Raw genomic sequence first — 13,444 nt, 5'->3', positions numbered from 1 at the left:
AATCAGAAGACTGAAGATCCTCCCCCGAGGAGGCAACCAAGAGCGGCGGCTCCTATGGCCATGATCCTTCGTTTTCCATTAGTGGCAGCCACCCTCCTTATGGGGGGCTGCGTTTGGGTACTGCTGGGTGCCGGGCAGGGGCCAGCGGCACAGTCAACCGCGACTATCTATGCCCTGGCTGTGGCGGCGTACCGGGCCGTTTCCATGCTCAGGGACCTGTTTCGGGGACGGTGGGGGATCGACTTGTTGGCAGTGACGGCCATCGTCAGCACCCTCACGGTCGGGGAATATGTTGCCTCCCTCATCATCGTCCTCATGCTCACGGGAGGAGACGCCCTCGAGGAATTTGCCCACGGCCGGGCTACGCACGAGCTGAGAGCCCTCCTTGAGCGGGCTCCCCGGACCGCGCACCGTGAGACCCCGGGCAACCCTGTGGAAGAGGTACCCGTGGGGAGCGTCCGTTCCGGAGACACACTGTTGGTCAAACCCTCCGAAATCGTCCCCGTAGACGGTCTCTTGCTCTCCCCCGCCGGGACCTTTGACGAATCCTCCCTGACTGGCGAAAGCCTGCCGGTCGAGCACGGGAAGGGCGACACCCTCATGAGTGGATCGGTCAACGGCGAAGAAGCCGTTCGCATGGTTGCGAGCGCGACTGCCGCCGACTCGCAGTACGGCCGAATCGTAGCCCTGGTCCAAGAGGCTGCGGCGAGCCGCGCACCCACCGTCAGGCTTGCGGACCGTTACGCCGTGCCCTTCACGATTTTCGCCTTCCTGCTGGCCGGAGCCGCGTGGTATCTCAGCCGGGATGCTGAACGATTCGCTCAGGTACTAGTCGTTGCGACACCGTGTCCCCTGTTGATCGCGGCGCCTGTTGCATTCCTTGGCGGCACCAGCCGGGCAGCCCATTCGGGAATTATCATCAAGAATGCCGGCACCCTCGAACAACTTGCCCGGGTCAAGACAGCGGTGTTCGACAAAACGGGGACACTCACGCGCGGCCGCCCCGCACTGCACGCGCTACAGGTTTCTCCGACCGCCGCGCAAGGTATGTCCGCCGATCGGATACTGCAACTCGCAGCGTCCGCTGAACAGTCTTCCTCGCACGTGCTGGCAACCTCCGTGATTGATGCCGCGCGATCCCGTGGCCTGCCTCTGCTTCCGGTCAGCAGCGCCAGCGAGCACGCGACCCAAGGTGTCAAGGCTGTCTGCGGGAGCCAGACTGTGGTGGTGGGCAAAGCCGCCTTTGTGGACTCGGCCACGACCGGATTCGAAAAGGCAGACGTGGCCAGCGGACAACTTGGGATCCACGTCGGCGTGGACGGGCGTTTCGCCGGGACGCTGATCATGAGCGACCCTTTACGGGAAAACGCGGTGGCCACCTTGGCCTGGTTGCGACGCCTCGGCGTGCGGGAAACCATGCTCCTAACCGGTGACACCCGTTCCACCGCGTCACATATTGCGGCTGAAGCCGGGATAACGCGGGTCCTGGCCGATTGTCTGCCTGCCGACAAGGTGGCTGCCGTCGCTCAGTTGAGCGATCGCCCGGTCATGATGGTCGGTGACGGAGTCAACGACGCACCCGTCCTCGCCGCGTCCGACGTAGGCATAGCAATGGGTGCCAAGGGAGCCACCGCGGCCAGCGAATCCGCCGACGTCGTCATCGTGCTCGATGACCTATCCAAGGTGGCCGCTGCCGTGGACATCGGCCGGCACACCATCCACATCGCCCGCACCAGCATCTGGACAGGCATTCTCCTCAGCGTGGGGTTGATGGCCGCTGCGGCAGACGGCTTCGTCCCGGCCGTGGCCGGGGCTCTCCTGCAGGAGCTGGTGGATCTCGCGACGATCCTGAATGCGCTCCGGGCCTTGGGCCCTAGCCGGTCTGAAGGCGCCGTTCTCTTCCAGGCTCCGGCGTATCCGGAGCCTCCCCTGGCAAGGCGGGGCGGGTTATGAGCGTCGGACACTGGACATTGAGCAGCACGCGCTGAGCCACGGAGCCGACAAGCACGCGGGCACCGCCCCTTCCTTTGCAGCCTATGACCAGCAGCCGTGCACGGGTACTGGCGTGGAGGAGCGCTTCGGCCGGCACGCGGTCGAGGTCCAGGATCCCGCGTACGACCAAACCCGGGTGCCGCCCCTCCAGCCCCTGGACCGACTCGGCCAACAGCGCGTGTCCATCGAGCCCAGGCCCAGCTCCGCGCACCGGGCTCCCGGACGGAGCAGGATCACCGCCGCTACCGGCATGGACGATCACGAGTTCCTGTCCCATTCGCTGTGCCTCGTCAGCTGCGCACTCGACGGCGAGTTCGGAGTCCCGGGAGCCATCGACACCAACCACTACGCCGGATGACTCACGCCTTGAAGGTGCAGGAACAATCGCGACGGCGCAGTGGCTGATGATGGCGATCTGAAAACTGACCGACCCAAATCCTTCACCGTGGTTGTCTGGCCGTCGATCGGTTCCCACTACGACCATTTCCGCGTCCGCAGAGAGCCTGCGCATGCTCTCGGAGGGTTCGCCCGCGCTCAGGGTCGTGACGACGTCCAGGGCGGGAATCTGCGCGCTGATCCGAGCCGACTCGCTGTTCAGCAGGTCCTTGGCCTGCGCGATTGCGTCCTCGTGGAGGGCTTTCTCCGGGAACGCCCACGGTTCGGGAACGGCGTGCACCAAATTGAGCTGAAGACCAAGATCGCGGGAGCGCTCCGCCGCCCAGTCCGCAGCAGTACTGCCCACCGATGCCCCATCGACACCAACAAGAATCTGTTTCTTCACGAGCCCACGTGCCTTCCAGGAAGCTGCAGCCATCTCTCCTCAGTGTCATCGGCCACTTGAGCGAGCCGCTAGGGCCGGAAGGCCCTCCCTGATGACAGGGATGCAGGGTTATGGTCCTCAAAGGGTGACACGTCTTGTGGCACTGCGCGGTGTGATCGTCGCGAAAGGGCTTCGGCATGCTGATCCTGGTACTGAATCCGGGTTCCTCTTCCTTGAAGTACCAGCTGCGGCACATCGGAGCACCCGGAACGAAGCCGGGCATCCTGCTGGATCGAGTCGTTGATGGATCACCGGAGGGCCGTCTGGGTCCCGACTCCCTTAGCGCTCTATTCGATGTGATCGACGCGGCAGTCCGGCACTCTTCCGGTGGTACCAGCCTCGATGCCATCGGACATCGGGTGGTGCATGGCGGGGAACAGTTCAACTCTCCCGTCCGCGTGACGTTGGACGTGATGGCGGCTATCGAGGAACTGGGCGAGTTGGCCCCGCTCCATAACGCGGCAAGTGTGGCATGCATGCATGCAGCCGCCGCCCGTTGGCCTGACACACCACAGGTAGCCGTCTTCGACACAGCTTTCCACCACACCATGCCCGGATACGCCTCGCGCTACGCCATTCCGGAGGACCTGTACACGAGATACGGGATTCGGCGCTACGGCTTTCACGGGATCTCCGTCGGGATCGCGTGCCGCGAGGCCGCGGCGTTCATCGGAGTCCCGGTGTCTTCACTGAATACTGTCGTGGCGCATCTTGGCAATGGCGCTTCTGTGACCGCCGTCAAGAACGGCCGCAGCGCCGACACATCAATGGGCATGACCCCCCTGGAAGGGCTGGTCATGGGCACCCGCTCGGGCGATCTTGATCCGTCTATTGTCACGCTGTTGCAGCGCCGCGGCCTCGGCCTGGATGAGGTGGACCGGCTCCTCAACCATGAGTCCGGCCTGCTGGGCGTGGCCGGATCAGCCGACATGCGCACAGTGCAAGACTCAGCGCAACACGGGGATCCCAGGGCTGTCCTCGCCTCTGACATGGCCGCATACCGCCTGGCCAAATACATCGCCGCCTACAACATGGTTGTCGGCGGAGCCGAGGCCCTGGTCTTCACCGGCGGTATCGGTGAGCATTCCGGTCAGTTCAGGTCACGGGTGATGTCGATGCTCGGTCCGCTTGGCATTTACCTCGACGAGGACAGGAACCATGCCGAAGGCTCGGGCATCCGCACCATCAGCACGGACGGATCAAAGTTTCCCGTCCTGGTTGTCCCCAGTGACGAGGAACGCGCAATCGCGGAGGCGACAGCCGCCGTCGTACTTTCGAATGATCCAGCGACTCGGAACCACTAGGGCCCTATGGCCCTAACCGCACCGCCGGGTCTCTGGCACCGTGAAGACCAGCACCGTGAAGACCAGCACCGTGAAGACCAGCACCGTGAAGACCAACCAGCCCAGGCACCAGTAACGCGTGCCTTCAGTGCGCCGTCGAACCCGGAAGAGGCTACCCCATGGAAACAGCAAGCTATGAAGCTGCCGGCGAGGACTTTGAGCCGCTGAACCGGTATTGGTTCGCGGCCAACTACCTCACAGTTGCCCAGATCTACCTCCAGGAAAACCCGCTGCTGCGAGGACCCTTGCTGCCAAGCCACATCAAACCAAGGCTTCTAGGACACTGGGGAACCAGCCCTGGACTGTCGCTGATCTACGCTCACTTGAACCGCCTGATCAGGCGAACCTCCGCCGATGTGCTCTTCGTAGCGGGTCCCGGCCACGGTGGGCCCGCCGTCGTCGCCAATATCTATCTTGAAGGCACATACTCAGAGATCTATCCCAAAGTAGGGATGGACCTCCCGGGGCTCCGGAGACTTGTCCGGCAATTTTCAACTCCGGGCGGGGTATCGAGCCACGTCGGCCCAGCCACTCCTGGTTCCATCCACGAAGGAGGCGAGCTTGGCTATTCCTTGATGCACGCCACAGGCGCCGCCATGGACAACCCCGGGCTAATTGTCGCTTGCGTTATCGGCGACGGCGAAGCCGAGACCGGCCCATTGGAAGCATCATGGAAAGCACCATCCTTCCTCAACCCCGCCCGGGACGGTGCCGTGCTGCCGATACTGCATCTGAACGGGCACAAGATCTCCGGCCCGACCGTCCTGGGCCGGAGAACCAACGAGGACGTGGAAGCGCTGCTCAAGGCGCACGGCTGGGACCCGGTGACCGTCTCCGGCGACGATCCTTTGCTAGTCCACCGCGCCATGGCCACCGCGATGGACGAGTCTTATGGGCGGATCCGCGAACTGCAATCCGAGGCGCGCAGCCAGGGCGTCCACGGCCCGGCACAGTGGCCCGCCATCATCTTGCGAACGCCCAAAGGGTGGACCGGGCCGGCCATGGTGGACGGGCTTCCCGTCGAAGGAACCTTTCGTTCCCACCAAGTACCTCTGGCAAGCGTTCGCGAGAATCCCGAACACCTGGCGCAGCTTGAGGCCTGGATGCGCTCGTACAGGCCGGAAACCCTCTTCGACAGCACCGGCCGGCTCGTCCCCGAATTGGCCGCACTTGCCCCGGCAGGCAGCCTCCGCATGGGCGCGGCCAGTGCGGGCCGGGGCGGGACCGGGACTGCCCTTGAGATCCCCGACCTGGAACAGTACGCGGTACCGGCGGCCCCGCGCGGGTCGATCGTCCACGAAACCACCAGGCCGCTGGGGGAACTGCTCCGGGACATCTACATCGCCACGGCCACCGATCCCCGGTTCCGGCTCTTCTGCCCGGACGAAACCAACAGCAATCGGCTCGGGGCTGTCTTCCAGGCCACCGACCGCTGCCTTCTGGAACCTGCCAGGGACGGTGAGCATGCCCTGGCTGAAGACCACGTCTCGGCGCAGGGCAGGGTCATGGAAGTCCTCTCCGAGCATTTGTGCCAGGGCTGGTTGGAGGGTTACCTGCTCACAGGCCGCCATGGACTTTTTGCCAGCTATGAGGCCTTCGCGATGGTCAGTGCGTCGATGACCATCCAACACGCCAAATGGCTCCAGCACGCGAGGGAACTTGAATGGCGCGCACCCGTACCGAGCCTGAACATCCTCCTGACCTCGACTTGCTGGCGCAACGACCACAACGGCTTCAGCCACCAGGGACCCGGACTGATTGATACTGTGCTGTCCCTGTCTGGAACCGTCACCCGCGTCTACCTGCCTCCCGACGCCAACACCCTCCTGGTCACCGCCGAACACATACTGCGGAGCAAGGACTACGTGAACCTGGTGGTCGTAGACAAGCAGCCCCACCCGCAGTACTTGACGCTCGAGGAGGCCAGGGAGCATGCCGCGGCAGGAGCATCCGTCTGGTCCTGGGCGGGCAACGAGGAGCCTGACGGCTCCCAGGCCGTACCCGACGTCGTCATGGCCTGTGCCGGGGACATCCCCACCGAAGAGACACTTGCCGCAGCCTGGTTACTGCAAAAACATCTCCCTGAACTCACGGTCCGCGTTGTCAACATCATGGATGCCATGGTCCTTCCGCCCCGCGACACCCACCCACACGGGCTGTCCGCTGAAAAGTTCGAAGAACTGTTCACAGCCGACGGAGAAGTCATCGTGGCCTGGCACGGCTACGCCCGGGCCTTGCACCAACTCCTGCATGGGAGGCCCCGCCCGGAACGGTTCCACGTCCGCGGCTACAACGAACAGGGAACTACCACCACTCCCTTTGACATGGTGGTCCTGAACAAGATGAGCCGGTACCACCTGGTCGTCGAAGCGCTGCGACGCGTTCACCGCCAGGTCACAGGCGCGGCTGAACTCGTCGACCTCTGCCGCAGGCAGCTGGATGCCCATGCGCGATACATCCGCGAGCATTTCGAAGACCTCCCGGAAATCCGGGACTGGGCCTGGACACCGTCCCGTCCCTAACGTCTGTGCGAAAGGCATTAAGCCTCAAGGAAAGAGTCATGTGACCCAGCATCCAGCCCTGAACCACCCCGGCGTTTACGGGGCTCGCTCACCTATCGAACTCGGGTTGTCCAGCGCTGAGGTCATGGCCCGAACGGAAGCAGGACTGGCAAACACCGTTTCCGACACTCCAAGCAGAACGCTGTGGCAGATCTTCCGGGCGAACGTTCTGACGCTGTTCAACGCGATCGTGGGCTGCAGCTTCGGCCTGCTGCTTGTTCTGGGCCAGTGGAAGGATGCGCTCTTCGGGCTGGCTGCCGCAGGAAACATCCTCATCGGTATCGTTCAGGAATACCGGGCCAAAATGTCCTTGGATCGGCTCGCGATTCTCAACGCCTCCATGGCCCGGGTGGTTCGCGACGGCACCGCGCAGGATGTTGAGATTCAAGATGTCGTCCGCGACGACGTCCTCCTGCTGGGCGTCGGCGACCAAGTGCCAGCAGACGCATCCATCATCGATAGCGATGGCCTGGAAATTGACGAATCGCTACTCACGGGCGAATCAAATCCTGTGGGCAAGGGGCCGGGATCTGAAGTACTCTCAGGTTCCAGCGTTGTCGCCGGCCACGGCACGGCCCAGGTGGTCCGTGTCGGCGCCGATTCCTTCGCGCGCAAGCTGACCGCCGAGGCCAAGCGCTTCTCCATGGTCAACTCCGAGATCCGCAATAGTCTCAACAGGACCCTGCGTTGGATCACCTGGCTGCTATTGCCTGTCATGGTCCTCGTCATCAACGGGCAAATGCAGGCCAACGGCGGTTGGGAGCAAGCCATCGCCACGGGACGTTGGAGTGCGGGAGCCGTGGGTGCAGTCGCCAGCGTCATTGCGATGATCCCTCTGGGCCTGGTGCTCCTGACAAGCGTCGCCTTCGCCGTCGGCGGCATACGGCTGGCCCGTGCGAAAGTCCTGATCCAGGAACTGGCAGCCGTCGAAGGCCTCGCCCGTGTGGACATGCTCTGCCTGGACAAGACGGGCACGCTCACCGAAGGTCGCATTGTCTTCGACGCCATCCACGAAACGAGCGCATCGCCGGACCCCGGGTGGCGGCAGGTTCTGGGCTGGTTCGGAGCCGACCCCCAGGCCAATGCCACCGCTCGCTGTCTCACCGGCGCCTTCCCGTCGGACGCCAACCTTCGCCCGAGCTCGACGGCGCGATTCTCTTCTGCACGGAAATGGAGTGCCGTCAGCTTCGGCTCAGGCCAACTCGTCTCGGGCACCTGGGTGCTGGGCGCTCCGGAGATAGTCCTCCGCCAAGATACCTCAGACAAAGCTCGCGTCCTTGAGGCAGCAGCCCGTCTGGCTTCGTCCGGGCTGCGGACCTTGGTCCTGGCCTATTTGCCCGGCCAGCTCGCCGTCCAGGACGCCGCGGAAGAGCAACCACCGGCCGACTGCACCCCAACTTGCCTACTCACCTTCCGGGAGAAGGTGCGCCCGGACGCTGCACAGGTCCTTGCCTACTTCCGGGAGCAGAACGTGGATTTGAGGATCATCTCCGGCGACGATCCCCGCACCGTCGCCGCCGTCGCCCGCGAGGTCGGACTGGACGCGGAAGACGGGTACGACGCACGGGAACTGCCGAAGGATCCGGACCTGATGCTGGAAGCCCTTGAGAACAATCTGGTATTCGGACGGGTTACCCCAGCGCAGAAAAGAGACATGGTCCTTGCCCTGCAGCGGGGCGGCCATACTGTTGCGATGACCGGGGACGGGGTCAACGACGCACTTGCACTTAAGGAAGCGGACATCGGTATTGCCATGGACTCAGCCGCGGCTGCCACCAAGGCAGTGTCCCGCCTTATCCTCCTGGACGGGCGCTTTGACAGGCTTCCCGGCGTGGTCGCCGAGGGCAGGCGCGTCATCGCGAATATTGAACGGGTTTCGGTCCTGTTCCTTAGCAAGACCGCCTACGCCATCGTCCTCTCGGTCATCTTCGGATCACTCCTAATGGAGTTCCCGTTCCTGCCACGCCAGCTCTCCGCCACCGACGGCCTCACCATCGGAATCCCTGCGTTCTTCCTTGCCCTCATGCCCAATACCCGGCGCTACACCCCCGGATTCCTTAAACGCTCCCTCTCATTCGCCGTACCCGCAGGGCTCATCGTCGCTGCCGCCGTCTTTGCCGTCAACGTCTACGCCATGGCTGTCGGCGGCCACACAAGCAACGCCGCCCGAACCGCCTCCGTCCTCACGCTCTCACTCACGGGTCTGTGGTTACTGGCAGCCATCGCCCGCCCGCTCAACCTGGGACGCGCGGCCATCATCGGTGCGATGCACCTTGGCTTGGTCTTTGTCCTGACACTGCCCCTCCTCCAAGACTTCTTAGGCTTGGAATGGCCCCGGAACGATCTTCTGCTGATGGCGTTTGGAAGCGCGCTCGGAGGAATCCTCGCTATCGAAGCCCTTCACCGGTTTGAGAGCCGGCGAAACGGGCGGAAATAGCCTTGGACCCTGAGGGAGCCCTGCTCACTGCCGGCGCCTTAGGGCAGCCCGGCGCGCAGCGAGCTCCGTTTCGTCGATCTCGCCCCGGGCGAAGCGCTCATTGAGGATGCGCTCGGAATGATCATCGGGTGGCCCGTGGAAACCTCGTCCGCCCGCCTGGTTCCCCCGCAGCAGAAGGATCACCAAGGTGACAATGCCACCCCAGAACAGCAACATCATCAGGCCCATCGCGATCCAGCCGCCGATGCCGATGCCTCCACCCCATCCATACATCATGGCCAATTTCCTTTGATTTGGATTGCGTACCTGCGTCCAGTGTCGCTCGTTTCCGGCCCCTCCCACAGGGCATTTAGTCACACCGCCGGGCCTTTCGGCCCTACAGCAGGAGAAGGGCGCTCAATAGGCTGCAGGGAGTTGCAGGTCTCCATACCCGCGATCGTGTGCCGAACAAGGAATAGCTAGACGACATAGGAGCAGACATGTCACTCCCCAGCATGGACCCAGGCCGCGTTGACGGCGGACTGCACGTCGCGGAAGAACTCAGCCAGGAACAGTGCTGGGATCTCCTGCGCTCAAACACCACCGGCCGTTTCGGCTTTGTTCAGCAAGGGATGGTGGTGATCCTGCCCGTGAACTATCTGGTCGACGGCGAGTCCATATACTTCCGCACGGCCGGGGATGGATCGATCGCGGAGGCAGTCCCCTCGCTCGGGTCGTCCTTTCAGATCGACGATTCACGTGCCGATCGCAGCGAAGGTTGGTCTGTGCTCGTCAGCGGGGCTTCGTCCCGTGTTGAGGACAAGGATCTGCTGACCAGGCTATGGGGAAAGGTCATGACGGAGCCGTGGGCTGGCGGAACGCGGAATCTCTTCATCCGGATCCAGGCCCACAGGGTCACCGGACGCCACGTGCATCTGGAGTGAGACCGGAGCCATTCCACGTTCACGCACCCTCACGGGCAAGGAGACCATGGAGACCGCGCAAGAAATCATCGTTGGCTACGACGGGTCCGCCGCAGCCGTCCCGGCAGTCCGTTGGGCTGCCCGGCAGGCGGGTCAGCGGAACTGCGGACTACGCGTGGTCCACAGCACGCTGTGGCCGGCAATCACCCGCGATCTGGGTCCCGTACCGGGCGTCGAAGGCAGCGGTTTGCGACGTGCGGCCGAGGACATCCTGGCCGAGGGCGTGGAACGGGTCCACGATGCGGTTCCTGGATTGGCTGTCAAGACGACGCTGTTCTATGGGTGGCCTGCCGAACACCTCAGGACACTCTCTTCCGGCGCCGCATTGCTGGTCGTCGGAACCAGGGGCGCGGGGGGTTTCATGGGACTGCTGATCGGCTCCGTCAGCCTGGAACTCGCGGCAACGGCCGATTGCCCCGTCGTTGTCATCCGTGGCGGAGAAGACCCGGGCGGTCCAGTTGTAGTCGGCGTCGACTTCGACGATTGGGAACTACCGCTTCGGCATGCCTGCAACCTGGCCGCGTTGGCCGGTGCAGCCCTTCGAATGGTGCACGTCCAGAAGAAACACTGGATTCCGCGCCCCATCCCTGAAGCGGGCACCTCGGCTCAAGGGCCAACGGAACCCCGGGTCCAGGCGCTTCTCGACTCTGCGGCGCGGAGCGCCCACGAAACGATTCCGAACCGTGATCTCCAAATAAGATCGCCGATCGGCACGTCCATCCCAGGCTCAATTTTGACGGAGGCTCAAGATGCCTCCATCATCGTCGTCGGGACCCAGGGACACGGACTCGTCCGGGGCACCATCGGTTCGACCGCACACGCTGTGCTTCATCACGCCACCTGCCCGGTCATGCTGGTGCGTCGGCCCAAGCCAGGCCCCTTGTGAGACAAGATGTTCAGTACAAGTCGCCAGGGGCCAGCTCGTCGTTTTCCGGCCCCCGGTGAATGCGCCTTCCGGTGATGGACGTCGGGACGATCTCAACGAAAACCCGTTTCCTTGTAGAGGTCAATTGTTGGCGGGGAATCCTTTCGGCGGCTTCAATCTCGGCACCGGACTCCAGTTGCCGCGCCTTGCCTTTAACCACGATGCTCCAGACAGATTGGCTACCGACCCCGTCGGTCTCCAACGCAACTTTGTCATTGATCCTGAGCGCGAACAGCTTCTCCCCGGGATTCGTGCGGAGGAGGATTTTACCGTCGTGGGCGACGAAGTTGATCGGATAGATCTCTGGTTCGTTGGCGATGCTCAATGCCAACCGCCCCAACGTCGCACCCAAAAGGATACTCCAGCATTCTTCCTCGCTCAGGACTTCCACGGGGTTTGCGGTATCCGGTGACATGGTCGGTCCTTTCGATGGTCGGCATTCCAGGCCATTCCAGCATGCACGGGGCCGGCATCATCCAATAGGGCCGTTGGACCCGTGTGTGTCGGCCAGCGAACTTGTAGCGTCATTCATATGAAGGCTTCCCACCCGAGGTTCGCCTTTCATCGAAAGAGGCCGTGATGCTCGGAATACAACAGACGGATGCCGGAATGCCGGATACCGGAATCTATTTCCAGTGGGGTGACTTCCTGATCCAATTCGGCAATTTGGTGGTCATTGCCACGATGGTCGTGCTATTCATTCTCGCCTTGGTCATTCCGTTTCCACACGGAATGAAACGGAAATGACCGGCGAGCACGACCCGGTTTCGCGCGGAGACGGCGAACCACGATTCTCCACCTGGACAGGTAAGGCTCGGGGCTGGGCCCTGCGCCGGCTCCCACCGGACAAGTTGCTTCCGGAAGGCCAGCCGAGCTACGTGTCGTCGTGGATTTACGTCTTCGGCATGGGTGCTGTTGCCGCCCTCGTCTACATCATTGGCTCCGGAGTCGTACTGGCCCTGAACGGTCCCACGTGGTTCCATGTCTCCGGTCTTGGCCGTTTCATCAACAGCACCCATCTGTGGAGCGTTGAACTGTTCTTCATGTTCATTGTGATCCACCTGTGGGGCAAGTTCTGGATGGCCGCCTGGCGGGGCGGGCGCGTGCTGACCTGGATCACCGGGATGCTCGCGTTTGTCGTCTCGATCGTCACGGCGTTCACCGGATACCTGCTTCAAACAAATTTCGATTCGCAGTGGATTGCTTTCCAGGCCAAAGACGCCCTCAACGCGGTCGGTATAGGTGCGTGGTTCAACGTCGCCGATCTAGGTCAGATACTCATGTGGCACATCACGCTCCTTCCCCTTGCTGTCGCCGTCGTCGTTGCCCTTCATGTCGTGCTCGTACGGATGCATGGCGTGGTGCCGCCGTTGGAAGCTGCGGCATCTGACGCCCAGCTGAGCTCAACGGCACCAAACCCGGCCACCGAGAGCGAGAGCCTGAAATGACCAAGTCCCCCGTGTCAACCTCGTGGCGCACGCGTAACGACATCGCCAGCAGGCCATGGTCCGGCACATTGCGTGAATACGATCTGTTCAAGGAACTCGTTGTTGGAGTGGTGGTTGTCGGGCTGCTGGTTCTCGGCCTCTCCGCGGTCTTCAGCTCGCCGGACGACCCGAGTGTGACGCTCAAGTCATGGGCCCAGGCCCAGCCCGCAGACTTCGTGGCAACAGCCACGGCCGAACTTGGCGGTACCAGCGACACCGCCGGGTACGGACCTCCCTACAATTCGACGCCCGATGCCTCGCAGAAACTCGGCCCGATCGATCTGCAAAGCCTTTCCGGTGTGCGGCTTCCAATCGACACCGCCAACGACTTCGTCATCGGTCCGCTCCAAACCCTTCCAACACCCCCGGCCGCGATCGACGAATGGACGAAGGCAAGCGACGCGCAACACGCCGCCTGGACCACCGCGTACGGGGACGCACTCAGCAAAGCCCCGGACAACGATCCGGCGAAGGTTCCGCCCGGCGACTACGGCCCGGTACCGGCCCTCACCGGAGCCCTTCTGGCCATGGCGCAGCAAGGGACCCTTGATCCGGTCCTGAGCGCAAAGGGTTCGTTCTACAACACCGATTACAAAGCCAGCATCCTGTTCCTCGGCGACGGCAGCTACTTTCCCGGCCTCGCCGACGCCCAGCATCTGACAGGCGACCAGTGGGGAATGATGAATGAAACGGGGAACTACCCCGGCCAGTCATGGCTGTGGCTCTTCTCGGCCCTCTACCAAGTGGAACCGTTCAAATCGTCGCCCAACGCCGACGTCCTGGTTGTGTTTTCCATGGTGATCCTGACGCTGCTCCTGACTTTGGTGCCCTTCATCCCCGGACTCAGGTCGTTGCCACGCCGCATACCCGTGCACCGGCTGATCTGGAGGGACTACTACAAGCACCGCTAGTTCCGC

At 63.1% G+C, this 13,444-nt stretch carries 13 protein-coding genes; 9 read left to right on the top strand and 4 right to left on the bottom strand.

The window, feature by feature from the left end; genetic code table 11:
- Positions 1-54 precede the first annotated feature (54 nt).
- Entirely contained in the window at positions 55-1,953 is a 1,899-nt protein-coding gene (locus tag AB4Z38_RS07645) for a heavy metal translocating P-type ATPase (RefSeq protein WP_441429173.1), read from the top strand.
- On the opposite strand, the gene AB4Z38_RS07640 is transcribed toward AB4Z38_RS07645, so the two are convergent.
- The gene (locus AB4Z38_RS07640; protein WP_441429172.1) at positions 1,874-2,806 is read right to left on the bottom strand and encodes a universal stress protein; all 933 of its coding nucleotides are present in this window, start codon (positions 2,804-2,806) and stop codon (positions 1,874-1,876) included. The genes AB4Z38_RS07645 and AB4Z38_RS07640 overlap by 80 nt on opposite strands.
- 143 nt (positions 2,807-2,949) lie before the next feature.
- Here AB4Z38_RS07640 and AB4Z38_RS07635 point away from each other — a divergent pair, with 143 nt between their 5' ends.
- Positions 2,950-4,116, top strand: coding sequence for an acetate/propionate family kinase (locus AB4Z38_RS07635; protein ID WP_441429171.1), 1,167 nt, complete (start codon positions 2,950-2,952; stop codon positions 4,114-4,116).
- A 12-nt stretch (positions 4,117-4,128) separates the two neighbouring features.
- Here the strand turns inward: AB4Z38_RS07635 and AB4Z38_RS07630 are convergent, their stop codons facing one another.
- Positions 4,129-4,287 (bottom strand): hypothetical protein, encoded by a 159-nt coding sequence (locus AB4Z38_RS07630; protein WP_441429170.1) that lies wholly within the window; start codon positions 4,285-4,287, stop codon positions 4,129-4,131.
- On the opposite strand from AB4Z38_RS07630, the gene AB4Z38_RS07625 reads away from it, so the two are divergent.
- Together AB4Z38_RS07625 and AB4Z38_RS07620 are read left to right on the top strand one after the other, a co-directional pair.
- Entirely contained in the window at positions 4,275-6,677 is a 2,403-nt protein-coding gene (locus AB4Z38_RS07625; protein WP_441429169.1) for a phosphoketolase family protein, read from the top strand. The two genes, AB4Z38_RS07630 and AB4Z38_RS07625, sit on opposite strands and share 13 nt — an antisense overlap.
- A gap of 124 nt (positions 6,678-6,801) precedes the next feature.
- Entirely contained in the window at positions 6,802-9,153 is a 2,352-nt protein-coding gene (locus tag AB4Z38_RS07620; protein ID WP_441429252.1) for an HAD-IC family P-type ATPase, read from the top strand.
- Positions 9,154-9,177: 24 nt separating this feature from the next.
- Here AB4Z38_RS07620 and AB4Z38_RS07615 read toward each other — a convergent pair whose 3' ends face one another.
- Positions 9,178-9,429 (bottom strand): SHOCT domain-containing protein, encoded by a 252-nt coding sequence (locus AB4Z38_RS07615; protein ID WP_441429168.1) that lies wholly within the window; start codon positions 9,427-9,429, stop codon positions 9,178-9,180.
- A gap of 203 nt (positions 9,430-9,632) precedes the next feature.
- Between AB4Z38_RS07615 and AB4Z38_RS07610 the strand changes: the two genes are divergently transcribed.
- Both AB4Z38_RS07610 and AB4Z38_RS07605 read left to right on the top strand, forming a co-directional pair.
- On the top strand, positions 9,633-10,076 hold the full coding sequence (locus AB4Z38_RS07610) for a pyridoxamine 5'-phosphate oxidase family protein (RefSeq protein WP_441429167.1): 444 nt from the start codon (positions 9,633-9,635) through the stop codon (positions 10,074-10,076).
- 46 nt (positions 10,077-10,122) lie between these two features.
- Entirely contained in the window at positions 10,123-11,001 is an 879-nt protein-coding gene (locus tag AB4Z38_RS07605) for a universal stress protein (protein WP_441429166.1), read from the top strand.
- A 10-nt stretch (positions 11,002-11,011) separates the two neighbouring features.
- Here the strand turns inward: AB4Z38_RS07605 and AB4Z38_RS07600 are convergent, their stop codons facing one another.
- Positions 11,012-11,455 (bottom strand): pyridoxamine 5'-phosphate oxidase family protein, encoded by a 444-nt coding sequence (locus AB4Z38_RS07600; RefSeq protein WP_441429165.1) that lies wholly within the window; start codon positions 11,453-11,455, stop codon positions 11,012-11,014.
- Positions 11,456-11,619: 164 nt separating this feature from the next.
- On the opposite strand from AB4Z38_RS07600, the gene AB4Z38_RS07595 reads away from it, so the two are divergent.
- From AB4Z38_RS07595 to AB4Z38_RS07585, 3 genes are read left to right on the top strand one after another with little or no spacing between them, the layout of a single operon-like run.
- Complete coding sequence (locus tag AB4Z38_RS07595; protein WP_441429164.1) at positions 11,620-11,787, top strand: hypothetical protein; 168 nt, start codon at positions 11,620-11,622, stop codon at positions 11,785-11,787.
- Positions 11,784-12,488 (top strand): cytochrome b N-terminal domain-containing protein, encoded by a 705-nt coding sequence (locus AB4Z38_RS07590; protein ID WP_441429163.1) that lies wholly within the window; start codon positions 11,784-11,786, stop codon positions 12,486-12,488. Before AB4Z38_RS07595 ends, AB4Z38_RS07590 begins: the two co-directional genes overlap by 4 nt.
- Positions 12,485-13,438: a hypothetical protein gene (locus AB4Z38_RS07585; protein WP_441429162.1), complete on the top strand. Its 954-nt coding sequence runs from the start codon at positions 12,485-12,487 to the stop codon at positions 13,436-13,438. Before AB4Z38_RS07590 ends, AB4Z38_RS07585 begins: the two co-directional genes overlap by 4 nt.
- Positions 13,439-13,444: the final 6 nt, after the last annotated feature.

Source organism: Arthrobacter sp. 2RAF6, from assembly GCF_052115205.1.
Taxonomy (GTDB): Bacteria; Actinomycetota; Actinomycetes; order Actinomycetales; family Micrococcaceae; genus Arthrobacter.
Note: the sequence above shows the minus strand (reverse complement) of the source record. Positions and strands in the feature narration are given on the sequence as shown.